21 protein-coding genes are annotated in these 25284 nt (G+C 44.6%); 10 read left to right on the top strand and 11 right to left on the bottom strand.

What is annotated here, in order from left to right; translation table 11 throughout:
• Positions 1 to 23 precede the first annotated feature (23 nt).
• The 4 genes from ACPW7N_RS09895 (at position 24) to ACPW7N_RS09880 (ending at position 5032) form a co-directional block, all read left to right on the top strand.
• Positions 24 to 1508 (top strand): sensor histidine kinase, encoded by a 1485-nt coding sequence (locus ACPW7N_RS09895; RefSeq protein WP_425650899.1) that lies wholly within the window; start codon positions 24 to 26, stop codon positions 1506 to 1508.
• Positions 1486 to 2178 carry a response regulator transcription factor gene (locus ACPW7N_RS09890; protein ID WP_425650898.1) on the top strand — a complete coding sequence of 231 codons (693 nt, stop codon included), beginning with the start codon at positions 1486 to 1488 and terminating at the stop codon, positions 2176 to 2178. The genes ACPW7N_RS09895 and ACPW7N_RS09890 overlap by 23 nt, the downstream gene beginning before the upstream one ends.
• Before the next feature lie 117 nt (positions 2179 to 2295).
• The gene (locus ACPW7N_RS09885) at positions 2296 to 3927 is read left to right on the top strand and encodes a formate--tetrahydrofolate ligase (protein ID WP_425650897.1); all 1632 of its coding nucleotides are present in this window, start codon (positions 2296 to 2298) and stop codon (positions 3925 to 3927) included.
• A gap of 130 nt (positions 3928 to 4057) precedes the next feature.
• Positions 4058 to 5032, top strand: a complete 975-nt coding sequence (locus tag ACPW7N_RS09880; protein ID WP_425650896.1) for an NAD(P)H-dependent flavin oxidoreductase — start codon at positions 4058 to 4060, stop codon at positions 5030 to 5032.
• Positions 5033 to 5098: 66 nt separating this feature from the next.
• Here ACPW7N_RS09880 and ACPW7N_RS09875 read toward each other — a convergent pair whose 3' ends face one another.
• The 3 genes from ACPW7N_RS09875 to ACPW7N_RS09865 all read right to left on the bottom strand — a co-directional run bounded on the left by ACPW7N_RS09875 (position 5099) and on the right by ACPW7N_RS09865 (position 8487).
• Positions 5099 to 7279, bottom strand: coding sequence for a sensor histidine kinase (locus tag ACPW7N_RS09875; RefSeq protein ID WP_425650895.1), 2181 nt, complete (start codon positions 7277 to 7279; stop codon positions 5099 to 5101).
• Positions 7257 to 7949, bottom strand: coding sequence for a response regulator transcription factor (locus ACPW7N_RS09870; protein WP_425650894.1), 693 nt, complete (start codon positions 7947 to 7949; stop codon positions 7257 to 7259). Before ACPW7N_RS09870 ends, ACPW7N_RS09875 begins: the two co-directional genes overlap by 23 nt.
• Before the next feature lie 295 nt (positions 7950 to 8244).
• A complete protein-coding gene (locus ACPW7N_RS09865) occupies positions 8245 to 8487 on the bottom strand; it encodes a YiaA/YiaB family inner membrane protein (RefSeq protein WP_425650893.1) in 243 nt (80 codons plus the stop codon).
• 202 nt (positions 8488 to 8689) lie between these two features.
• Between ACPW7N_RS09865 and ACPW7N_RS09860 the strand changes: the two genes are divergently transcribed.
• From ACPW7N_RS09860 to ACPW7N_RS09835, 6 genes are all read left to right on the top strand, one after another.
• Complete coding sequence (locus tag ACPW7N_RS09860; RefSeq protein WP_425650892.1) at positions 8690 to 9706, top strand: 4Fe-4S binding protein; 1017 nt, start codon at positions 8690 to 8692, stop codon at positions 9704 to 9706.
• A 140-nt stretch (positions 9707 to 9846) separates the two neighbouring features.
• Positions 9847 to 10953 carry a Delta(10) desaturase DesB gene (gene desB / locus ACPW7N_RS09855; protein WP_425650891.1) on the top strand — a complete coding sequence of 369 codons (1107 nt, stop codon included), beginning with the start codon at positions 9847 to 9849 and terminating at the stop codon, positions 10951 to 10953.
• A gap of 200 nt (positions 10954 to 11153) precedes the next feature.
• Positions 11154 to 12845: an alkaline phosphatase gene (locus tag ACPW7N_RS09850; RefSeq protein WP_425650890.1), complete on the top strand. Its 1692-nt coding sequence runs from the start codon at positions 11154 to 11156 to the stop codon at positions 12843 to 12845.
• Positions 12846 to 12919: 74 nt separating this feature from the next.
• Entirely contained in the window at positions 12920 to 13600 is a 681-nt protein-coding gene (locus ACPW7N_RS09845) for an ABC transporter ATP-binding protein (protein ID WP_425650889.1), read from the top strand.
• On the top strand, positions 13597 to 14817 hold the full coding sequence (locus ACPW7N_RS09840; RefSeq protein ID WP_425650888.1) for an ABC transporter permease: 1221 nt from the start codon (positions 13597 to 13599) through the stop codon (positions 14815 to 14817). The genes ACPW7N_RS09845 and ACPW7N_RS09840 overlap by 4 nt, the downstream gene beginning before the upstream one ends.
• Before the next feature lie 16 nt (positions 14818 to 14833).
• A complete protein-coding gene (locus ACPW7N_RS09835; RefSeq protein WP_425650887.1) occupies positions 14834 to 15655 on the top strand; it encodes a hypothetical protein in 822 nt (273 codons plus the stop codon).
• A gap of 161 nt (positions 15656 to 15816) precedes the next feature.
• On the opposite strand, the gene ACPW7N_RS09830 is transcribed toward ACPW7N_RS09835, so the two are convergent.
• The 8 genes from ACPW7N_RS09830 to ACPW7N_RS09795 form a co-directional block, all read right to left on the bottom strand.
• A complete protein-coding gene (locus tag ACPW7N_RS09830) occupies positions 15817 to 16116 on the bottom strand; it encodes a YxcD family protein (RefSeq protein ID WP_425650886.1) in 300 nt (99 codons plus the stop codon).
• A complete protein-coding gene (locus ACPW7N_RS09825; RefSeq protein WP_425650885.1) occupies positions 16104 to 16541 on the bottom strand; it encodes a hypothetical protein in 438 nt (145 codons plus the stop codon). The genes ACPW7N_RS09830 and ACPW7N_RS09825 overlap by 13 nt, the downstream gene beginning before the upstream one ends.
• Before the next feature lie 97 nt (positions 16542 to 16638).
• A complete protein-coding gene (gene lplT, locus ACPW7N_RS09820) occupies positions 16639 to 17850 on the bottom strand; it encodes a lysophospholipid transporter LplT (RefSeq protein WP_425650884.1) in 1212 nt (403 codons plus the stop codon).
• Positions 17851 to 17855: 5 nt separating this feature from the next.
• Complete coding sequence (locus ACPW7N_RS09815; RefSeq protein ID WP_425650883.1) at positions 17856 to 19961, bottom strand: AMP-binding protein; 2106 nt, start codon at positions 19959 to 19961, stop codon at positions 17856 to 17858.
• Positions 19962 to 20131: 170 nt separating this feature from the next.
• Positions 20132 to 20770 carry a response regulator transcription factor gene (locus tag ACPW7N_RS09810; protein WP_425650882.1) on the bottom strand — a complete coding sequence of 213 codons (639 nt, stop codon included), beginning with the start codon at positions 20768 to 20770 and terminating at the stop codon, positions 20132 to 20134.
• Positions 20771 to 20795: 25 nt separating this feature from the next.
• Complete coding sequence (locus ACPW7N_RS09805) at positions 20796 to 22163, bottom strand: ATP-binding protein (protein WP_425650881.1); 1368 nt, start codon at positions 22161 to 22163, stop codon at positions 20796 to 20798.
• Positions 22164 to 22318: 155 nt separating this feature from the next.
• Positions 22319 to 23833 (bottom strand): HD domain-containing phosphohydrolase, encoded by a 1515-nt coding sequence (locus ACPW7N_RS09800; protein ID WP_425650880.1) that lies wholly within the window; start codon positions 23831 to 23833, stop codon positions 22319 to 22321.
• Positions 23834 to 24120: 287 nt separating this feature from the next.
• Positions 24121 to 25182: a YeiH family protein gene (locus tag ACPW7N_RS09795; RefSeq protein WP_425650879.1), complete on the bottom strand. Its 1062-nt coding sequence runs from the start codon at positions 25180 to 25182 to the stop codon at positions 24121 to 24123.
• Positions 25183 to 25284: the final 102 nt, after the last annotated feature.

Raw genomic sequence — 25284 nt, 5'->3', positions numbered from 1 at the left:
ATTCGCCAAAGGCTGGTGGAAATATGTCTATCCGGTATCGTTTGCTTTTGTCCAACATCGCCATGATTTTCGTACCCATCTTTTTATTTATTATCGCTACGATGCTCCTTACATTGGTTTTCTGGGGCGACATCAAGGAAATTCGCAATATATATCAAAAAGATGGAGATCATCGTCCGGTTGCCGGGGCTCAGGCGGAGTTGAACGGGTTAAAACGACAAATAGCAATGAATCCGGAGAGTTTGCTTGCTCAGAGCTTTCAGAAGGAACTTGATCAGAAGGCACAAGAATTCGGCGGTGGCATACTTCTGATCAAGAACCGACAATTCGTATATAGGTCACCTGCACTCTCAGACTTGCCGATAGAGGATTTGCCAGCCTTTGGAATCGATGTTGACGGCCATCCGATGAAAAAAATGGGTGAACAATATGTTTCGATGCTGCGTCACGATTTTTATTTTTCAGACGGAACAGAAGGCAGTTTACTCTTTGTTCGTGATGCCAGCCCGTTACTCAGCTTTGCTCATTCCTTTTTCCCCATGCTATTCCTTTCCTTGCTTCTGGTGCTGATCCTGACGAATGTCATGCTTACTTACTTTGTTTCCAAAAGCATCATCAGACCCATCACGTCTCTCAAACAAGCGGCGCAACACATTGCAGAGGGAAACCTCGATTTTCAGCTCCAGGTTACCTCCAATGATGAACTGGGCCAGTTGGGACAGACATTCGAGATGATGCGCAAAAAACTGAAAGAATCGATTATGCTGCAACTGCAGTACGAAGAAAATCGCAAAGAACTGATCTCCAATATTTCGCATGATCTCAAGACGCCAATTACTTCGATTAAGGGGTATGTGGAAGGAATTCAGGATGGGGTTGCCAATACACCTGAAAAACTGAAAAAGTACCTGCAAACCATCAATTCAAAAGCAAGCGAATTGGATCATTTAATAGATCAATTGTTTTTGTACTCCAAATTGGACTTGAAAAGAGAAAGCTTCCATTTTGAAAAGCTCGATGTAAAGGGCTTCCTGCTCGATTTTGCAGAAGAAATGCAGCTTGATTGTGATCGCCAGAACATACGACTGGATACGGTTATCGCTGACGGGTCTTCTTATCGGGTAGTAGCTGATCGTGAACATCTCAAGCGAGTAATCATCAATATTATTGGAAACAGCATCAAATTCATGGATAAACCAGAGAAACAAATCTCCGTTCATCTATCACGCCGAATGGACAGAGTTCAAATAGAGATTCGAGACAACGGGTCGGGGATTCCCCAAGAAGCACTTGCTCAAGTTTTTGATCGGTTCTACCGGGTAGACTCGTCCAGGAATTCATCGACGGGTGGAAGCGGACTAGGGCTTGCCATTGCCAAACGAATCATTGAAGAACACGGAGGAACGATATTGGCAGAAAGTACAGTGGGAGTCGGGACGAGTATTTTTATTACGATGAACGCTTTTGACGGGAAGGAGAATGTAGATGAAGCGGATTCTCATCATTGAGGATGAAATCAGTATTGCTGAGCTGGAACGGGACTATCTGGAGAGCTACGGATACGAGGTAGAGCTCGCCTTCACCGGAGACAGTGGATTGCAAAAGGCGCTCCAAGAATCGTTTGACTTGATCGTACTAGACATCATGCTGCCCAATGTGGATGGATTCGAAATTTGCCGCCAGATTCGATCCGTTCGGGAGGTTCCCATTCTCTTTGTATCGGCAAAAGGGGAAGACATTGACAAGATTCGTGGACTTGGTTTGGGTGCGGATGATTATATCGTAAAGCCGTTCAGCCCAAATGAACTGGTAGCTCGGGTCAAAGCTCATCTTGCCAGGTATGAACGGCTGTCTGGCAGTCGGGAAGAAAGGGAAAAAGAGGTTATCAGCATTCGGGGTCTGCGAATTCAGGGCTCATCCAGACGAGTTTTTGTGGGTGATCAGGAGGTAATCTTTACCACGAAGGAGTTCGATCTTCTTACCTTTCTCGCCTCTCATCCCAATCGTGTATTCAGTAAGGATCATCTCTTTGAACGGATCTGGGGGCTGGACTCCATGGGGGATATTGCGACAGTTACCGTACACATCCGCAAAATAAGAGAGAAAATTGAGCGGGACCCTTCACAGCCGCAGATTATTGAGACAATCTGGGGGGCGGGGTATCGCTTTAATGCATAAAACGGTCATGTATATTTTCTTCATGCAGTTGTAATCAATTGTTCAATTGTTTTCTCTATCAAGGGAAGTGTTTAATAAAAGCAGATGGAGTATGCCGCAAATCATAGAGGAGATCCTATGCAACCAATTGTTGAAGTAGCCAAACAAGTGAACATTTCCGAAGAAGACTTAGAGCTGTACGGGAAGTACAAGGCGAAACTATCGAATCAACTATGGGAAAAAGTAAAGGACCAACCGGATGGAAAGCTGATTCTAGTCACGGCGATGAATCCCAATCCCGCAGGAGCAGGCAAGACGTTGACGACGATTGGATTGTCCCAAGCGTTAAACCGAATTGGGAAAACAACCATTGCAGCACTTCGTGAGCCATCGCTTGGCCCTTGTATGGGGATCAAAGGAGGGGCGACGGGAAGTGGAAGGGCACAGATTTTGCCTGCTGAAGATATTAACCTTCATTTTACTGGGGATATCCACGCCATTACTTCTGCCCACAATCTGCTGGCTGCCATGATTGATAACCATATATTTCAGGGGAACTCGAGGCGCCTGAATCCCAAAAAAGTCGTGTGGAAGCGTGCAATGGATATGAATGACCGAGCGCTTCGCCAAATTACGGTTGGTCTCGGAGAAGGCAACGGGATGGTGCGGGAAGACGGCTTCATGATTACAACTGCATCCGAAATCATGGCGATACTTTGCTTAAGCGAAAATATTGACGATCTTCGTGCCAGACTTAGCCGCATTATTATCGGTTACGACATGGATGATCAACCGGTTACAGCAGTAGAAGTGAATGCAGTAGAAGCGATGTGTGTCCTGTTAAAGGATGCCATGAAGCCAAATCTAGTACAAACCATTGAAGGAACGCCCGTAATCGTCCACGGTGGTCCTTTTGCCAATATCGCTCATGGCTGCAGCAGCATTCTGGGAACGAGACTTGCGTTGAAACTGGCTGATTATGTGGTTACTGAGGCAGGGTTCGGAGCTGATCTCGGAGCGGAGAAGTTTTTTGATATCAAATGCCGAAAAGCGGGTTTGACTCCGGCGGCAGCAGTACTGGTCATTACCGTTCGAGCATTGAAATACAACGGAGGTATCAAAGTCGCTGACCTGAACGAAGAGAATATGCCAGCATTGGAGAGCGGATTTGCCAATGTGCAGCGACATGTGGAAAATCTCCAGAAGTTTGGCGTACCTGTTGTAGTCGCTATCAATCAATTTGCGACGGATTCACAAGCTGAATTGGATGCTGTCGTATCCATGTGCAAGAACCTCGGGGCAGAAGCAGCCCTCTCTAACGTCTGGGAGGAAGGCGGGCAAGGCGGAGTTGAATTGGCTGAAAAGGTCGTACACGCTGCAGAGCACAAGCAAAATTCTTTCCGCTTGATCTACGAGGACCATCAGTCGATCGAAGAAAAGATTGAGATTGTCGTTCGGGAAATTTATCGTGGCGCCCAAGTCCTTTTCTCCAATACTGCACGTAAAACGTTGCAAAAAGTAGGTGAGATGGGGCTGTCCCACTTGCCTGTATGTATGGCTAAAACCCCGTACTCTTTCTCGGATCAGGCAGACAAGCTGGGAGCGCCAACGGACTTTACCATCCACGTAAATGAGATCCGAGTTTCAGCGGGGGCGCAATTTATCGTTGCATTGACGGGAAGTATTGTAACCATGCCTGGATTGCCAAAGAAACCTGCAGCAGAATCACTTGAACTGGATTCCAATGGAGAAATATGGGGACTTGTATAATAATGTTCCAAAATGTGGTATATAATAGGTTAATATGCAAAGAATAACTCAACATCCTGTCAGTATGTTTTGAGTTCATGTATGATAGGTTCAATATCTTTTATATACACATCGAAATGGGGTATTGACGTTGGAACTTCCACAACTAAAAATTGCTCATATGTTACCTAAGGTTCCTATTTTTCAGGGTGGTATGGGTGTAGCGATATCGTTAAGTGGTTTGGCATCAGCGGTTGCGAATGCAGGAGGGGTAGGAATCATCTCCGGTACCGGTATTACTCTCGATGAGATGAGAGATCATATTCGCAAGGCAAAAGAGTCTATTACTGGAAAAGGTTACATTGGTGTAAACGTACTTTTTGCAATGAAGGATTTTGCTGAGAAAATGAAAGCTGCCATGGAAGAAAAGGTAGACTTCATTATTTCCGGTGCGGGAATTTCGCGTGATATGTATCAATGGGGAAGAGAGTATAACGTTCCTGTTATTTCTATCGTTTCTTCTGCCAAAGTAGCCAAGCTTTCTGAAAAACTGGGTGCGGCTGCCGTAGTTGTGGAAGGTTTCGAAGCCGGGGGACACCTTGGAACGGACAGACCTTTATTTGATATTTTGCCTGAAGTAGTAGAGGCAGTTAACATCCCAGTTATTGCTGCTGGCGGTATTATGAATGGACATGATGTAGCCAAAGCTCTTCAGATGGGTGCTGCAGGTGTTCAGATGGGTACACGTTTTGTAGCAAGTGAAGAATGTGATGCTCCGCTCGAATTTAAGCAAAAATACGTGAATGCTCAGGAAGGCGACACAGTCCTGGTCAAAACAACGGTAGGCTTGCAAGGCCGAGCGATTCGAAACTCATTCTCCAATGCCATTTCCAATGACGGCAAATTAAAGATTAACAAGTGCTATGATTGTTTGAAGCATTGCTCCTACCGCTTCTGTACCTTGGATTCACTAGTTGCTTCCGTGAATGGAGATACGGAGAATGGTTTAGTCTTTGCTGGAGCTCGCGTGCATGAGATTAAAGAGATTTTGCCGGTTAAAAAGATCATCGACAATATTGTGGAAGAGTACTGGGAATCAGTAAATACCCCTGTACTCGGAACATAAAATAGTACCAACAGCAAAAAAGCCCAATCCATCTCGAACATGGATTGGGCTTTTATTTTTTACTAGTTATCCTTTGACGAATCGTACAATTACTTTGAAATAATCTCCATCAACTTCAATCACTAACTGACCACCTTGCAAATCCATGATGCTTTTGGCGATAGCCAGCCCCAGGCCAGATCCTTCTGTATGTCTGGATTGATCGGCTCGCTTGAAGCGTTCAAACAACTCATTCACATCGAAGTCGATTTCGTAGGCAGAGACATTCTTTATGGTCAGTACAATGAAGGTTTCCTGTTCTTCCAAAGAGAGATATACTCTAGTGTCTGGCTGAGAATATTTGAGAGAGTTGCTGATCAGATTTTCGAACACTCGCCATGTCTTGTTGCCGTCGACGTAAGCAAACATCTGCGGCTTTTCTACATTGACCCGAAAGGTTAACGAGGATTTCTCAATCTGATCACTGCATTCTGCGAGGGCTTGATTCAGCAGGTTTGCGATATTGACCCGCTCCAAGCTAAGTTCTACAGAACCACTTGCCACCTTGGAAGCTTCAAACAAATCATCGATGAGGGTTTTGAGCCGCAATGCTTTTCGGTCAAGGACATCGATATATTGCTTTGTTTGTTCACTCGTTACATCTTCTCTCTTCAGTAAATCAATGTAATTCACAATGGAAGTGAGTGGCGTTTTGAGATCGTGTGACACATTGGTGATTAACTCAGATTTCAAGCGTTCGCTTTTTAAATGGCTTTCGAGAGACTGCTTGAAGCCTTGCTTCATGTTATTTATATTTCGTGCAAGATGGGAGAGGTTGCCTTGACCGTTCTCATCAATACTATAAGTAAGGTTGCCTGCCGCTATTTCCTCTGCCCCCTTGAAAATTTTGCTGAAGAGACTTACTCTCCGCAAGATATAGGGGACAACAAAAGCGAGGTATAGAAAAAAGTAACCGATCGCAAAGATCACCAGTTCTTCGGCTGAGTCATCCAGTCCCATGAGAGCCAGGATAAAAAACAGACCTAACAAGGACGTCAGCAGTAACACCAAAAGCACTTTAAACAGGATACTTTTGTAGACAAAGCTTTCTTTTACCAGGCTGGAAATGGTTACGATCATACTGGACTGCCATTGTTGATGAAGCTCTGATTTGTTGTAGAAGAGTCGAATTTCTTCCCTGATGTTCAGGAGCAGGACAAACAGCAAACAGAACATCACCGTAAACAGGAGTATGTGATTTAACCCGATCGGGAAGTAAAAAAAGGATGATTGAATGGACAAAAGAATCGTCAGGAAGCAAATAATCAGGAATAGGGCTGCCCGTACATCAATCGGGATTTTGCGAAGAAGAGCAGATGGCTTCTCCAAGAGATCCTGTTCATGCAGGCAACGCCTGCGATAGAAATAGTAGAGTAAGCAAGCACCAAGCAACGTAGTGATCGATATTACTATCTCTTTCACTAACCTGTCCCTGATTGTGTTGAAATAGGTATAGTCTGCATGGATTTGGCTGATTCCCTTTGCTTCTAGTGGAACGATAAATACGCCTTTCCAATTATTCTGCTGGAATGTGATGTTCATCGATTGCAAATTCGGGTCTTCAAACGATGTCTGTGGGAATGAAACACTATACAACTCCTTTTCACGAATGGCAGGATCATCCGGTCCGTTGGAAGTATTCGTGTAAACCTTGCCACTTGTAAGATCCTGAATGTAATAATAGAAGGCACCATCTCTAATGGCATAGCTGTTTTTCAGATTTTCGAAGTCTCTTGTCTTGTAGTTGAGAATCTCCTTTTTGCTATCCTCAAACCACTTGTCATACTTAGCTCTCACTTCATCAAGCTTTTGAGCCAATTCTTTGCCAAGCACGGTTACCTTGGCTTGATCACCGCTGCGGAGTGCCTCCTGGATCTTCTGACTGTATTCATCTTGAAGCGACGTAGCAACTTCTTTGGTAGCCAGCCCTTTTTGTAGCCGCAACCGCTGGATTTCATCTTCTCCGATTTTCTGATCATCTGTTTTCTGTTCGAAACCATCGTATACAAGATGAAAGGAAGAAACCAAGCCAGAATAGACTTTCAGGTTGTCTGTAAACGTATGAGATTGAAAGTAATAATTGTCGGTCAGGTATTTTCTGTGTCCGATGACGTCTGCTGCTGCCAAAAAGGATAACGTCAGGAGTGCCAATGATATAAGGAGAGCGGCTCCCGGGACAGACTTATTATTTTTCGATTTTGTATCCAATTCCCCACACCACCTTCAAATACTTCGGATCTTTCGGGTTAATCTCGATTTTCTCCCGAATTCTCCGGACGTGAACGGCAACGGTGTTTTCGCCTTGTAAATACGGTTCTTTCCACACCCGTTCATAAATCTCTTCGATTGAGAAGACTCTTCCCTTGTTTTCCATCAACAACTCAAGGATTTTATATTCCGTAGCGGTAAGGCGAACATCCTCCTGATCAACAGTGACCGATTTAGTGCTTTTGTTGAGGGTGAGGCCCCTTACCTGGATCTCATCCTCACTTGCTTTGTAGTTGCCCAGATTCGTATATCTGCGTAGCTGTGATTTTACACGGGCAATTAACTCAAGCGGGTTAAAAGGCTTGGTTACATAGTCATCCGCACCAACGTTAAGTCCCAGGATTTTGTCGGTGTCCTCTGACTTGGCGGAGAGTAGAATAATGGGAATGTTCTTGCTCTCCCTGATCGTAAAGGTAGCTTTGATTCCATCCATTTGGGGCATCATGATATCCAGAATGATCAGATGGATTTCAGTTGCTTCCAATACTTGCAATGCTTCGAGTCCATTACTTGCTTTATGTACGGAGATTTCTTCATTTTTTAGATAGATCTCCAATGCGTCTCTGATCTCTGCTTCATCATCGACGACAAGAACATGATATTTAGACAAACAAATACACCTCCGAGCAATCTTCATCCCTCCTGGTAGTGACGTACCTCTATGGTACAAAGGGATTATTACGAAAAACTTTCTATAATTCTTACAAATGTATTAAGAAAAAAGCAGTTTGTATTTTTGATCAAAATTATTCTATCGACCATTGTATGTCTATCTATATACGAATACCATAGGCGAAAACAATTTCAGGCAAAAATAGAAAGCCCTTGGAATTGCCAACCGGCAGCCCCAAGGGATCGTATAAAAGAAGTTTCTGAGGATTAAAGCCCGTGCCTAAGCGTTGTTGTTACAACTCGGGATCAATCTTGTTCGAGGAAGCTGATATTTTATCATCGTCTTCCTGATTGTCACGAATGGTTTTTTGCAACACAAAACACGACATGATTAAGAAAAATGACGTTACAGCATAATACCCTTTCACAGGCAAGCTGGCTTCGAGCGTGTAAATTCCAATAAACATCGCCAAAACAGCAAGCACGAAGGACGCCCAGGCCAAAAAAGTAAAAGCTTGGGTATTTCTTCTTCTCATAATAACACCTCTTTTGACCAATAATGGGAAAAATTAGACTATTATGATTTTATTACAACTTTGCTTGTTCGACAACTTTCTGCTTTTTTATTTATGACAGCTTCATGAACTCTTGTCGAATGACGGGGAATTTGAAATCTACATCACAATTTGTTTTCCATTCATTTTTTATAGTTAAGGGAGGATGAATGGAGGGAGTAGCATGAAGACCAAAAACTACTTCAAAATATATTTGAAAAGAAAACCCGTACAATTGGCACGACATACGGTGCAGCTCCTGTTTTCCCTGTTTTTGCTATATGTAGGCATGCAGTTCTACCAATTTTATATGCACTTTGCCACCGGAGCAGGCCCTTTTGTTGAAAGACCGGCAGCAGTAGAAGGGTTTTTGCCGATTAGTGCTCTCGTTTCTTTCAAGGTCTGGGTGCTCACGGGGGAATTTGATACGATCCATCCGGCGGGACTTGTCTTGTTTATGATTTTCGTGGGATCTGGATTGCTGCTGCGAAAGTCTTTCTGTAGCTGGTTTTGCCCGGTTGGAACCATCAGCGAGTTTACAGGAGCGCTGGGGCAAAAGATCCTGGGAAGAACGTTTAATCCACCAACCTGGTTAGCCTACCCACTCTATACACTGAAGTATCTGCTGCTGTTTTTCTTCATAAAAATTGTTGTTTTTGACATGCCTGTACTTGCCTCAGCGCAATTCCTGCAGACAGACTATAACAAAGTGTCCGATATCAAAATGCTTCTGTTTTTCCTGGACATAAGCTACTTTTCGCTAAAAGTCATCATCGTATTGTTTGCATTGTCTCTGTTCGTCAAAAACTTCTGGTGCCGCTATCTGTGTCCATACGGCGCACTGATTGGTTTGGGCTCGTTGTTTGGAATCACAAAAATTAAACGGAATGAGAATACGTGTATTAGCTGTCACCAGTGCACAAGGGTTTGCCCACAAGGCATCCGTGTTTCAGAAAAGAAAGCGGTGCTGACACCCGAATGCTCATCATGCATGCAATGTGTCGAGGCTTGTCCGATTAAAGATACGCTTAACATGACAGTGGGGCCCAAAAAGGTAAACAAGTGGGTAGTACCAGTAAGCTTCCTGCTCCTGTTTGCGCTGTCTGTATTGGCAGCAAAACTTATGGGGTACTGGGAGACATCGATTTCCTATGAAGAGTTCAAGTTTTTAATTCCGTACGTGGACTCAATCAATCACTAGAAATCTAGAAATCGAAAATCGCTTAATATCACTTTCGAGGGCCTTGTACGCAAGGCTTTTTCTTTTGCGTTTATAGTAGAAATGAATTTGGAATAATGGAGAAGTACAGCAAATGAACTGTCATATGAAAGGAGTTAATCATGAAGGATCTTCAATCATTTGGATGGTATGCAGCACGCATTTCTCCCAATTTACCTAAAAAAGCATTCAAGCCTGTTCCCGAGCGGCTGTGGGGTGGTCTCGCATTTCTGGCAGTCGTAATTACAGGCATGCTGATAATAGGATTTCTGAATCTTGCAATCTGGGGAAACCTGCTGATCGCCCTCGTCTTGGGAGCGAGCTTTGCTTCTATGGGATTTTTGGGGCATGAGATATTGCACGGGACGGTCGTCAGGAAACCATGGCTTCGTGAAATCCTTGGAGCGATTTTTTTGTGGCCATTAAGCACGGGGCCGAAACTATGGAGAGAGTGGCATAATTTGAGCCATCACGTGCATACACAGGATGCAGATCAAGACCCGGATGCCTTTCCCACGCTGGAACAGTTCTTGCGGGAACCTGTTTTGCGTCGGCTTTATCGACTGCCATTCTGGGTTCGCTCCCTTCTGGGCTTTCTTTCCTTAAGCGTTACCTTTACCTATCATTCATTGAATATGTTTTTCCGCTTTCTAAAGGAGTTCGGGCCTCAGAAGCAACCGATTGTCTGGATGCAATTGCTTTTGCCATGGGGAACATGGATCGGCTTGCTAGTTTGGATGGGGCCAGTAAAGTGGCTGTTTGCCTTTGTGATTCCGCTATTGATTGCCAATTTTATTGTCATGGCCTATATCGCAACGAATCATCGGCTGAACCCGCTTGTTCCCGTCAATGACCCGCTGGCTAACAGCCTATCGGTTACCGTGCCTCGCTGGGTGAATGTTCTCCACTTTAATTTCTCTTATCACACAGAGCATCATATTTTTCCGGGGATGAGCTCCAAATACTATCCAATGGTGAAACAACAAATCCTGCACATGTGGCCTGATCGCTACCATGAGATGCCGCTTGGCCGAGCATTGCTATCACTTTGGAAGACGCCCCGTATTTACTATAACCAGACCGAATTGATTGACCCGCATATCGGAAATGTTTACGGCTCACTAGGGCATGGTCTTGATCCGGCAAACATCACTCCACGCAAAATAGGGATACCAGTCAATCAAAACTGCTCTCACGATACGTCGGCAGAACATACGCAAACGCATTAGCAATAGAGTTAATAGACGAGTAACTACCCTTGCTGCTTGATGGCAAGGTTTTTTGACGTACCCATTTACAATATTTACAATAATTTGATTGTTCTTTAACGTCCTATTTACCTTGCCCACATATTCAGCAGGTAACATTAACGACAGAGAATATCATTTGCCATTATCTATCGATTGAATCAGTTAAAGGAGAGGAAATCATGAAAAACAAATGGATCGGCGGTTTGTTGTCTGCAACGCTAGCTTGTACTGCTGTAGTAGGAGCTACGCCTGTCGTGGGTGCGGACAAGAAAGCTTCCAAAAATCTGATCGTCTTGATCGGAGATGGAATGGGGCCAGCTCAAGTTACCGCTGCACGCCTGTATTTGCAACGTCAAAAAGGAATCGACCACTTAAACCTGGACGAAATCTATGTTGGTCAGGCTACAACCTATGCTGATCGTGGTGAAGATGGGGGAACAATCGTCTCTGGAATTGTAACAGACTCAGCATCGGCGGGTACTGCCTTTGCAACAGGCAATAAAACGTACAACGCAGGAATTAGCGTATCGAATGAAGATGTCGCCAAGCCATATGCTTCCGTTATCGAAGCAGCAGAGAAAATCGGAAAGGCAACTGGTCTTGTGACAACAGCACGTATCACCCATGCTACCCCAGCCGTTTATGCGTCACATGTACGTCATCGTGACAACGAAAGTGCAATTGCCTCACAGTACCTGGATAGCGGCGTAGATGTCCTGTTCGGCGGCGGAAAAAGCTTCTTCTTGTCCAAAGATGAAAAGGGCAAGCGTGCGGACAAGAGCATCATCGCTGATTTCGAAGCAAAAGGTTACCAAGTCGTGGGAGACAAAGATGGCCTTCGCTCACTAGACTCCGAAAAGGCACTTGGTTTCTTTGGAAGCTCTCACGTGAATTACGTCCCGGATCGAAGCGAGTCTACTCCGAATCTGGCAGAAATGACGGAGAAGGCAATTGAGCTTCTTTCCAAAGATAAAGATGGCTTTGTCATGATGATTGAAGGTGGGCGGATTGACCATGCCAGCCATGCCAATGACTTCCCTTCGACCATTCAGGAAACACTCGATTTCGATGCGGCTGTGAAAGTAGCCCTGGACTTCGCTAAGAAAGATAAAAATACTTCTATCGTCATTACAGCAGACCACGAGACAGGCGGATTATCCTTATCCCGTGACAACATTTACGAACTGAATGACAGCCTCTGGGATAAACAAGTGCACTCATCTGAACACATTAACAAAGCACTCAGCGAAGCGAAATCAAAAGACGATGTAAAGAAAATTGTCAGCGAGAATACCTGGATTAAGGATTTAACTGATGAAGAGGCAGAGTTTATCTTGAAAGGTGACGGTTCTTCTTACAAGCAAGAGGGAGCCTATAATGCTGTTGTTTCCAAACGATTGCTGGTTGGCTGGGCAGGCCACGGTCACTCTGGTGTCGACGTTGGTGTCTGGGCGTACGGTCCGATTACTGAATTGGTTACAGGTAATGTAGACAACACAGAGATAGCAAAAGCAAGTGCCAAGGTAATTGGAGCTGACCTCAAGAAAACAACAGCAGAATTACAAGCTAAATACCTGTACCCGAAATTTAAAGTGAATAAAGAAGGAGCAGTCCTCTATCCTGCTGAAGCTTTGGCAACAGCGCTTGGTGCAAAAGTGGAAAACAAAACAAACGAAGTGACGATCACCCAAAACGATCAAAAGCTGGTAGTTAATACCTCCACTTTGAAAGTTCAACTGAACGGGAAAGAAATCAAGGTAGTCGCAGAAATGGACAACAAAAAGCTTTACCTATCACTAGAAGCATTCGCACAGGTGTCAGGTAAGAAAATCAGTTGGGACACCTTATCTGAGCGCATTGTGTTTGAATAGGGATTGGTACATAGGAGAGAGGGCAGGATGAATTCCTGTCTTCTATTCTTTTCTAGTGGAGGGGAGTGCATGTCATGATTTCCATCAGAGGACTCAAGAAAACATATACCGTTTCGAACACAGAGACACCTGTTTTGGACATTGCCCAGTTGCATGTAAGTAAGGGAGAAAAGGTGGCTATTATCGGACCAAGTGGCTGTGGAAAGAGCACCTTGCTTCATATTATCGGTGGAGTGATCGAGGTAAACGAAGGACAGATTCTAGTGAACGAGATAGACATCAGCAAACTGGGTGAGAGAGCTCGGGATCAGTTTCGTGCCCGGCAGATTGGCTACGTGTTTCAGGATTTTCATCTCATTCCCAGCTTGACGGCAGAAGAGAACGTAAAGCTGATTTTGCCTCAGATGCGAAAACAGGAACAGGAGCAATTACTAGCAGACTGGTTCGAGCGAGTTGGACTAGCTGACCGGAGAGACCATCGACCGGGGCAGCTATCGAGAGGACAGCAGCAGCGGGTTGCTTTGATTCGAGCTTTCATCAACCAGCCCGGGATCGTATTGGCTGACGAACCGACAGGAAGTCTGGATTATGAGACTGCTGGAGAAATGATGGAGCTAATGCTGAAGCTATGCTCCGAAAGCGGGCAGACCTTGCTTTGTGTTACGCATGATTTGCCGTTAGCTGAAAGGTTCCCCAAGGTGATTCAGATGCAGGACTACAATCAACTGTTGATGGAACGGAGGCGGCTTGCTTGAGTCTATGGGGTACAGCATGGAAAAATATACGATTCCGCAAGACGATCTCTGTCCTTACGATCTTCTCGGTAGCGGTCGCTGTGGCGCTGGCTGTCTTTATCACCCTTACCCAAGAAGGGGTAGAAAAAGGTGCTGCCAAAGGCTACGGACCATACGAGCTGGTGATTGGTGCAGAAGGAAGCGGAACCCAGTTGGCTTTGAATACGTTTTATCACCTGGGTGCACCTGTCGGCAATATTTCTTACGAGATTTATGAACAGATTCAACAAAGTGAATGGGTTGATAAGGCATATCCCGTTACCAAAGGAGACAATTATCAAGGATTTCAGATAGTAGGCACAGAGACGGGCTATCTAAGTACACGTTACCCGGATGCATCCTTGCTAGAAGGGACTCTTTATCAGAAACCCGGTGAAGTTTTGATTGGATCACATGTGGCAAAGACTCTTGGCTTACGAGTGGGGGATGAGTTTTACGGCGGGCACGGAGCAGTTTGGTCCAAAACAGAGGAACACGACAATCTCACCTATAAAGTGGTCGGGATTCTTCCTCCATTGTTTACGCCAGATGATAAGGCGATCTTTACAACAGTCGATACCGCTTGGTTGATTCACGGAGGGGAAGGACACGAAGCTGAACAACAAGGCACGCAAGGGAACGAAGAGCATGCAGGTGAAGGGGATATCACAGCCATCGTGGTGAAACCCAAAGGACTCGCTGAACTGCAAATGCTCAAGAGTCAAATGAATCAGCAAGAAAAGGTTCAGGCGGTTTATAGCAGTAAAACGATCGCTGATGTCATCAATATGCTTGATGTGGGTGGGAAACTGGTAAAGCTGATGGCGTTTGCGAGTGTATTGCTCGCTTCAATAGCAGTTCTCCTGTCCTTGTCAGCCAGTGCTGCTGAACGAAAAAAAGATATTGGCTTACTGCGCCTACTCGGTAAATCAAAAATGTATATCATGTCTGGGATGCTGATCGAGGGCAGTATTTTGACCAGTATCGGGATGATTGTAGGTATTGTGACCGGGCATGTGGGCAGTTGGATGGTGAGTGGCAAGATTTTTGATTACGCCGGAATTCAGATTCAGCCATGGACGTTCTTCTACTCGGAGGTTTATATCATGCTGGGAGCATTGATTCTGGGAGTTGTTGCTTCGATCTGGCCAGCACTTAGAGCCTACAAGGTGCAGCCATTAGAGCTATTCCACTCATAAGGCAGGTGAAGTGAGGATGAAAATGAAAATGGTTTGGATGGCCGTCATTTGCGGCTTGCTAACATCAGCGTGTGGAACGGCTCCGCAATCACAAATCAAGTCAACGGGTGGTGCTACCTTAGCGGAACTGGAAAAGGGGAAGGCATCTCAGGCGTCACAAGCCCATGAAATTCCGAAGGTGCAGGAGCAGCAGCCAGAACAGCAGCAGCCACAACAGTCGCAGCAACCGCCACAACAACAGCCTGCTCCCAATCCAACTAGCACACCACCACCAACAACAATAATAACAAACCAAAGCTCGCCACCAATACCGAACAAGCCGGTTCCAGCAAAGAGTCCCGCTGAATCGGTACCGAAAGCCATGTCCAACCCGAAGCCGGTATCCCAAACAGTGGCCGAATCAGTGCCCCAATCTGTAACCCAACCAGTGCCTGTTCAACAGCCAACCTCTCCAGCAAAGGTGTCCGAGAAGAGAAGCAACCAATTATCGTGGAATGAGTTTTTTGATAACGAGCTACAAAATACACCCTCGCAAAAATTCTGGGATCTGCAAGGACGACAGGTCGTGATTGACGGGTTTATGGGGGAGGTACTATCGTTTGATGGAGGTTGGTTTTTGTTAATACCGGCACCAGGAGCAGAATGTCCGTTTGACAACGGGGACGAGACGTATTGGAACAAGATCATGATTGTTTTTGTCAAAGAAAAAGAAGGGCTGCGTTTTACAGGAGGGCCCCTTCGTATCACGGGTCGTTTAGATGTGGGGATCAAAGTGGATGAATCCAATTACAAAACCATGTTCCGCCTGTATGATGCAACTTTTGAAGAAATCAAATAAACGGTCATGACCGTTTATTTGCTGACCGCGAGCAGTCACATCAACCTTCATGAAAAACGTCGAGACGTTTTTCACAGAAAAAAATAAAGCCAACCATTTCAGCTTTTATCAGCTAGAAGATGGTTGGCTTTGCTATTAAGTGAACAGCTTCTTACTACCTCTTATCCATGGTATGTGGCGAATGCGATGATTCCTTCGTTTTCATCAAGTACAAGCTCCACTGCGGCAGCATACGGATTGCGATGCAGTTGTGTTTCGAGCCAAAAACGGATGGCTTCGATGAGATTTGCCTCGATAAAAACCTGTTTTCGCTCCAAAACATATACCTCAGCGGAGAATCCATAGTCTTCATCCCACATGAGCTCTACAGATACAGCGTTCGGTTGGATCTGCTTTTTGGATGCGACTTGCAGACAGATCGCATTTACCAATTCTTGCTCGGAGATTTTTATCTTTTCCATGACTCAAGTTCCTGCTGCTTTCTTTTTTGTTCTTTGTAATAACGGTACCCTTTGCGAACAAGGGAGAATAAGAACACGATCGCCAATACATTGATCATAAAGCCAAGGATGGATCCGAGAATACCCAGGTTACCAAGCAAGGCACCAAACAACAACCCTGCAATTCCCCCATATAATAGGCCTTTCATTAAACCTTTGCTTGTGGATTTACCTACGGAAGTTGACTTCGATGGTGAATCAGGACTTTTATTTGTTGTCGCATTCACGTTCTGATTTGTTTGATTCTGTTTAGGTGTTACGTTAGAATCATACGTTTTCGTACCAGATTTGTAACCTTTCTTCGCTGCATCAGCGTGATCATAATTGAGACCGACTGGCGCAAACACGAAAGCAACTGCAATCAGTAGCATGATTAGTTTTTTCATGGTGTGTAGGTTCCTCTCTCTTCTATTAATTGATTTATACATATAATTCTAAAGTAATATCCTCAATTAATCAAACTGAACTAGTTGGATGATTTGGTTAAGAAGAGTAGGAAGACACCTTTGCCCGAACTTTTTTAGTGACGATGCCAAGATAGAGAAGGAAGAACAAGAAGAGAACGCCTTGAGCGATAATCGCACCAGAAATCGATAATCCAAGGTAGATGAACAAGTAGTAGCAACCGGATCCGATCAGCATCAGCAAGTTCTCCACAAAGTTCTGTACGGCGATTGTTTTGCCAGACCCAACTGTTTTTTTTCCTTCTTCCTGTAATACGGTATTCATCGGTACAATGAAAACTCCACCCATAAAGCCAACGGTTAACAGGAACAGAATAGCGATTGCAGTTACATGGAACCAGGGGAAGAGGAAAATAAGAACCATCATGCCGAACCCATAAAAAGTGGAGCGATAAAACTTCTGGAGCGGGATTAGCTTGGTCGATGTGATAGCCCCGATAATAATACCGATGGATGTAGTTGCAAGGATTAGAGAGACGGCAATATCATTTGCTTTAAAACCAAGTGAGATCGGAATCCAGGCAAGAACGGCAATTCGCATTACGGCAGAAGTCATCCAGAAGGAACCAGTTCCAATCAATGATAGGTTGGTCTCAGGCTTCCCAAACAAGAGTCTGGTATTAGCAAAAAAGTTCCGGGCTTCACGTCCGTAGCGGATGCTGTTGTTTCCTCTCATACGTGGGATAAAAGCGGTCATCCCGGCAGACAAGAGATACAAAACCAGGCAAATGAGTGATGATTGCAGTGTGCTTACCATGGAAGCAATCGCTCCGCCGCCACCAATCCCCGTCAAAATCGCGATGATTGTGTAGGCTTCAATGCGTGCGTTCGCATGAAATAACTCGGTTTCATTTTGCGTAAGCTCTGGCAAAATCCCGTATTTGGCGGGAGAGTACACGACTGCTCCCACCCCAACGGTAAAGTAACTGAGCATCAGCATCAAAATATTGGAATGATCTGTAATGAGTAGAAGGATGACACCAAGTACCTTGATGATATTTCCGATCACGAGAACAACCGATTTTGGCTGTTTGTCGGCGAATGCCCCGACAAAAGGAGCCAATACGATATAAGGAATAAAGAATGCCATTGATACAAGTGCAAGTGATACGGGAGAAAAGCCGTTTTCCGTGAGTAAGTTTGCGATGACAAACAAGATCATATTATCAGCAAAAGCAGATAGGAACTGAGTAAAATAGAGCGCCTGCAACGGTTGTATCCGAGGCTTCATAGGCTTTATTCCCCTTTTTCAGCAATTTGTTTGATCGTTACATAATCAGTTTTTCCGCTACCCAATAAAGGAAGAGCATCTAGTACTCGCAAGGAGGAAGGGACAAGTAAAGGTGAATATCCTTTCTCAACCAGGAATGTCCGGAACTGATCGATACGAGCAGCAGCGTCGGTAGTGAACAATATGATTCTTTCACCTTTTCGTTGATCACTTACGGAAACGGTTGCTACTTCAGAATGACCAAAGCATTGGGAAGCAAGTTCTTCCACGAGATTAAGTGATACCATTTCTCCACCAATTTTTGCAAAACGTTTGAGGCGGGACTTAATCGTTACATACCCTGCTTGATCCAATTCAACCAAATCACCTGTACGATACCATTCCTCTGCAGGTGTGAAGCCTTCTCCGTGGATCAAATATCCTTTCATCACATTGGGCCCTTGAACCAGCAGGTGTCCACCATTTGCGATGCCATCAACTGATTCCAGTTTGTATTGAACCCCCGGCAAAAGTCTGCCGACTGTGCCTCTTTTGTTGGATAGTGGAGTATTGAGCGAAAGAATCGGTGCTGTTTCAGTTGCACCATAGCCTTCGAAAATCCGTACACCGAATTTATCCTGCCACAATTGTCTTACGTCGTCTTTTAACTTCTCAGCACCAGCAAAAATATAGCGCAGGGCATAATAATCGTATGGGTGGGCATATCTTCCGTAGCCAGCCAAGAATGTTGAGGTACCGAAAAGAATACTTACATTTTGATCGTAGCAAAGCTCAGCAATGACTTTGTAATGAAGCGGACTTGGGTAAAGGTAGACTGGGACACCTGCTACTACAGGAAGAATCGTGCCTGCCGTAAGTCCAAAGCTGTGAAACATCGGGAGTGCATTCAAAATTTTGTCCTTCGCAGTGAAGTCGATAACACTTCGAACCTGCTGGATATTGGCAAAGAGGTTGTCATGAGAAAGTACTACGCCTTTTGGTTTGCTTTCACTACCCGATGTGAAGAGAATCAGTTCGTTGGTTGAAGCCTGAGCCTTCGTTTTAGATAGATAGGAAACAAATGCAGAAGCTTTATCCAAACCTGTAATAAGCCCTCTGATGTCCTCCAAATATAGGATAGACACTTTCTCCTGTAAGCCAGCAATCAGGTGATCCAGTTTTCCTTTCTCAATGAATTGGCGAGATGTAATCACAGTATTCACTTCGGCTGTTTCACAACAATCGAGCAGCGTGCGTACTCCAAGTGAAAAGTTAAGGATTGCTGGTGTTTTACCGATGCGAAACAGTGAAAACAACGTAGCTACATGGCCTATTGAGTTAGGGAGAAGCACACCCACTGTTTGATTGCCTGTTAACAGGGATCGGAATTTATTGCCGAGCATGTAGCTGGCGATAAGAAGTTTACGATAATTGACTGAGCCCGTGATATCTTTGGCGATCTCTGTGCCATGACCGTGTACGCTTGCTGCTTCGATCAATTCGTTGAACAAGTTGATGTTGGCTTTATGACGGGCTTGGAAAAGTGCGTTTTGCATGGTGCGCATAATGAAGTCGCTGGCATTCGCTTTTTGTTCTCTCATGGAGACGTTTGGCTGTCTTTGAAGCGTGAATGGTTCCGATACGGTAACAGTTACTTTTGGAAACCAGACAAGTCGCATTTTTCCTTTCAAGTAAGAGAAGGTGGAGCGTTCTAAACCGTTAATAATGATTGGATACACATTGACACCGGTTTTCATGGCGATGTAGCCGACACCGCTGTAGATTTTCATCAGGCCGCCTGTTCTCGTAATACGGCCTTCCGGGAAGATGACGAGAGATTCGCCGTTGTTGATGGCCCGAATCATGTGACGCATGGAGTATGGGTTCATTGGATCAACCGTGATGTGTTTACGAAACTTCAAGAAGAAGGAAAACTTTTTGGCGATCTCGGTATTTGCTACGAATGTGACTTGATGCGGGAGGAATAAGAACAATACAACTGCGTCGAGTAACGATACATGGTTGGGTGTTAAGAGAACAGGACGGGAAAAATCGATTGTATGAATGCCTTTGAATTGAATGCGATAAAGAAGTGATAGGAAGAACTTTACGATCGAAAGAAGGATAACCATATGAATCCTCACCTTTACAAAATAAAGTAATTGCTTATGTCTTAATTCTATCGATCGAGGGTTTTTACATAAGTACCAACTTTTATTGGTACCTAGTCGTTAGTACCAGATACTAACGATCTTAGTCATTAAGACTAGGTATAAAAAACAACCTCCGATGAAGAAGGTTGTTAAAACAGCTTTTTACGCTTTGCTTTGGCTGCGGCCTCTTTGCTCGTTTTGGTGCCCAATTTTTTGAGGATCCGATTGATGTGGTTTTTGATGGTTCGTTGCGTGATATGCAAGGTTTTTTCGATTTGTGACTGGGTCTGTCCCTGGTGTACCAGATGCAGAATTTCCTTTTCGGAAGGGGACAACAGCTTCTGGTCTTCTTCCTGCTTCAGGCGCAATAGTTCGTTTCGTAAAGCAGCCGCAGCGGTTGGGTGAATAGCCGATTGCTGATGGTATGCTGAACGGATCGCATCCGGGATTTCCCGAAAGTTGAGCTTGCTGATATAGTTCACGGCTCCCGCAGAAAATGAATCGACGATGACCTCGTCGGCTGTCAGTGAGGTTAGCATGATGATTTTATAGTCTGGTTTGATGGAGGTTAGCTCCAGAGCGATTTCAATGCCATCCAGATTGTTTTCTGTCAGGTTAATGTCCAGTAAAACAACATCTGCCTCGATTTGGCCAAATAGCTCCAATGCTCCCGCTTTTGTGTCCGCCGTTCCAGCTACAGTTAAATCTGCTTCCTTGTTTACGTAATCAACTAATCCATTACGCCATTCCTGATCATCTTCAATAACCAGTACCCGTATTTGGTCCATGGTGACTCTCCTTTAAGATTAAGAATTAACTGGTATGTACCCGTTTTAAGGGGAAGTAAAGGTAAATTGTTGTTCCTTCGTCCTTCACACTTTGAATCTCAAGGTCTCCTTGGTGTTTTTGCATGACATTGTAGCAATACGATAAACCCAGTCCGAAGTTCTGTCCGGTTTTCTTTGTGGAGAAGAACGGGTCTAGTACATATGGCAGATTTTCCTTTGCAATACCTGTTCCCGTATCTCCGACAATGACGACCAAATGTTTTCTCGACAAGTGGGTCTGGATGGTAAGGGTACCTCCTTGTTTCATTGCCTCGATACTGTTCATCGAGAGATTGGTCAGTACCTCACGAATATGGATCGGGTCACAAGTTACTTCTACTTGTTCATCTACGTCAAGGGCGACCTCTACCCGAGACTTCTCCAGATAAGGTCTAATATCTTGAAGAACACGATCAACGATGGAGCGAAGCGACAGCGTTTCTTCTTTTAACGCGATATCTTGAATTTGACCTTGTATCCTGTTTACCATGTTGAGAATATTCTGGGTCGATTGCATGACAATCTTCATATCCCGCTGCATTTCCTGCTGTTTTTCATCGGAAGCATAGGACTGAATTCGGTCGGCGTATAAATTGATTTTCCCTAATTCATTCTTGATCGTGTGATTGACGATGGCAGTACCTGATGTCATGGCTCTCAGCGCGCTGTCGAGGCGGCGTTTTTCCAGCCGGAGCTTCACGCCGAGCAAGCCATATTTGACGCTGATGTATAAGAAAAGAACGAATTGAATGCCGACGATAAGTGCATTGTAACGCCAAACATCATAATTGTTAAACGTGCGCATGACGTAGAGCAATGTAAAGACGAAAAGCAGCGGCACAATCACAAGGATATTATTGAATAGCCGGTTTCTTTTTACGATCGGATCTTTTTCGATTCGATACATATAAACGAGCAGAGCACAAGAGCTGACGAAATACGGAATCACCCAACTGACCATAATCCCGTAGTGAAATTGAAGTATCGGGTAAATGGGTGTGATGATCAGCATGATGAGTGGAGGAATGAGTGCTGTGTATTGAATGATCTTTTTTGTTTTGGCTGTCAAAAAATCACTGGAATGTACGGCAAACATGAGAAAGGCATAGGGTAATCCTGTCTGACACAGAAAAGAGGATCCCCGAGACGAACCCCAGATGATGTGAAACAAAAGCGGATTTTGTGCCGCAAGTTCACTAAAGAGCGGGTAGACATTCTCTTCCAGGACGGCCGCAAAAAAACCGAAGCCGCCAATAAAAGCCGTTGCACTGGCCCAACGGATAGAGGTTCTCCCCGGATCGGTAAAAAGGACAAGAACCGCAAAAGCCCATAAGGCGATCAGTATTGTGATCATACTCGTACTCCTACAATTGGTATGTGTATACAGGTACGCAAGAATTAGGTTGTTATTTCCATCTTATCAAATTATAAATACGCTTGCTTGTGAATCTATCCAAACACCAGCAGTGAAAAAAGAACAGCAGGCCATTGCCTGCCGTCCGTGTAGCTCTATGAAATTCGCTCCATCTGATAGTTACCACTTTGACTCATGAATTCGATGAACAGTTGGGCAAACTCAGGGTCCCACTGTGTTCCTTTTCCATCGTGTAGAATTTTCAGTGCCTTTTCAACGGGCATCCCTTTTCGATAAGGTCGATCAGAGGTCATGGCATCAAACGCATCTGCCACTGCAATTATGCGTCCAAACAGCGGGATCGAGACTCCTGCTAAACCGTCAGGATAGCCTTTGCCATCAAACCGTTCATGGTGAGAGCGAACACCGGGTAAGAGGGGGGCCATTGCATCTGGCGGTTCAATGCGTAGCAAGATTTTTTCCCCTAAAACAGGATGATATTTAATCAGGGCAAATTCTTCATCTGATAGTTTTCCGTCTTTTAACAGAACGTCATCAGGGACACCAATTTTACCAATGTCGTGAAGTAGAGCGGATTTCTTTAACAGGTTTAGCTCTTGTGTGGAAAGGCCAGCAGCCTGTCCGATACACACAGAAAAATTGGCTACCCGAAAGGAATGACCCGCAGTATAGGTATCTCGGGCATCAAGTGCAGCCGCTAATGTGGCGAAGTAACTTTCCATTAACTGATTATTCATGATCTCTCTTTCTTGTAAACCTTGCACCATGTGATTGAACCCGGTTATCAATCGAGAGAATTCATCGGAATAAATATCGGGTGCGTGTACGTCTAGTGATCCTTCCTGCACTTTGCCCATGTCATCATAAAGCTGGCGAATGGGCTGTTCGATGTTACGAGAGAGCAGCCATGCACCAAGGGAAGAAAAGCCTAGTCCAATCAGTAAAATAACACCAGCCCAACTCCAGTAATTGGCACTAATTTCTTGAGAAACTTCCAGCAACCGAATTTGAGTTGCCAGGCTAAACAGGAAAAGAGGAACCGTTCCAATCAAAAAAGCACTTAATAGAAACTTGTGTTGAATGGTCACGATCACTTTTCCGTCAAGTGAAATGTCAGATCCATGCAGGTTGCGAGCCATGCTTTGAATGTAGGCAAGTATGGGCTTGATGGCTTCTGTCGTTAAAAAGAACTCAATCAAGGCGTGCATGCTAGCAATTAAGAATGCTCCTACTGTTGCCAGACCTACATAGTAGTACGGAAGACTCAGCAAGCCTTGATTGATGTTCCAAATCGTCATTGATATTGCCGGAATCGATAGTCCAAGAAAGTGTGGGCCGAATATCCGTTGAATAGAGAGATTCGGTAATTTATGTGTCTGATAAAAGGCCATTCGAATATGATCCATGCTGGGACTAGTGCTACAAAGAGCTGTTTTAATTGGCTTCAGGTGTTTGGAGAACATGGCATATTCCAGGATAAACATGATAAGTAGTGAAATTACGATTGTGAGCAGGATATGGAATAGCTCAGAGTTCTTTATCTGCAATGTAGTAAAAATCAGTGCTCCACCTACACATAAGACTGCTATTGCCGAGCCAATGATATAGTTTCTTATCAGTATCAATAGTAAGGATCGATAAATAGGCAAGATAGACCCTTCTTTCAACAAATCTTGGTTAATAGGAAGATTGAATAGCAGAATTAACTAGTTTAACAGTAACACATTTTGTTGGAGAGTCATATGAAAATATTTCAATTAAGGGAATAGTCAGTAAAATTAATTAAGCAAAAGAAGTAAAGTATCCGCCACTTTGAAAAGTGCCCATAAAAAGTACTCCCCCTTCGAAATCAACAGAAAAAGAAATCGAAGGAGGAGTATTCTTGTAATTGTCGGAAAATCCCTTCTTTTTGGGGGTGTTGAACCAGGCTGAATGTTTATAAAGTGATATAGGTCAGAACAGAGAGAAAGAGAGATGTGATACTGACAGCAACCAATGGGCGAAGTGCTTTGCTGCGTAATTCCTTGATGTTTACCTGTAACCCTAAGCCGACCATCGCCATTGCTAAAATAAATGTGGTGGCTTTGTTGATAAAGGAAAGCTGCTGGTCTGATACAGGTACATGGCTCCCCAGCAAATAGGTGCCGACGAAGCTCATGCAGACGAATCCTGCCAGGAACCACGGATATTCGATTTTTGCCTGGTTGTTTGCGGATGGTTGCTTTTTATTGACCCAGTATAAGAAGAGGAAGCTTAAAGGAATCAGGAGAAATACTCGACCTAGTTTTGCTAGAAATGCGAGTGTGAGCGCATCCTCGCCGCCTGCTGCCCCGGCAAGTGCGACGTGGGCAACTTCATGCAGGCTGATTCCCACCCAGATTCCGAATTGCTCGGCGGTAATGGGAAGGAACGGAAGAATAAGGGTATATCCGATGGCAAAAATCGTTCCGATAAAGGCGATAATACCGACGCTAACTGCTGTGTCGCCTTCTTCTGATTTGATGATGGGAGAAATGACGGCTATTGCAGCAGCGCCGCATACACCCGTTCCGACGCCAAGCAGCAATGAAGTTGTGCGATCGGCTTTTAGTAATTTGGCCAGCAGAAGCATCAATAGAATGGAAAAAGCGACGGTGCCGATATCTCTCAGGATGAGGCCGGTTCCTTGATGGAGGATGGTATCTACGTTCAGCTTTAATCCGTATAAAATGATAGCTATGCGCAAAAGCCTTTTGGAGGAAAACTGGATGCCTGAGCGTAAGGCTTGGGGGTATCCGAAGAGTTGACGGTAAATGACAGCAAGCAGGATGGAAAATGCCAAGGGTCCAAGCTGACCGACGATCGGCAGTTGAGTCATTCCGAAGCCGATAAGAGCAATCAAGAATGTAAAGAGAACTCCCCCTGCGAATGCAGCCCCAGGAGCGAGTTTACTGGGAAGTTTCTTGTCTGAAATGGGGGGTTGGGGTAGTGACTTGCTGTATGGCAAAGATGCTTTCATGACGGTTTCACTCTCTTTCTTGAATGGGAGACACTTTCAGATTAATACGTTCTTTATCATAAGGAAAATAAATCATTATAATCGTTACGATAAGTAATCATG

It is taken from the genome of Brevibacillus nigriterrae, assembly GCF_049846925.1.
In the GTDB taxonomy this organism is placed as follows: domain Bacteria; phylum Bacillota; class Bacilli; order Brevibacillales; family Brevibacillaceae; genus Brevibacillus_H.
This window is presented reverse-complemented; position numbering and strand designations above follow the sequence as displayed.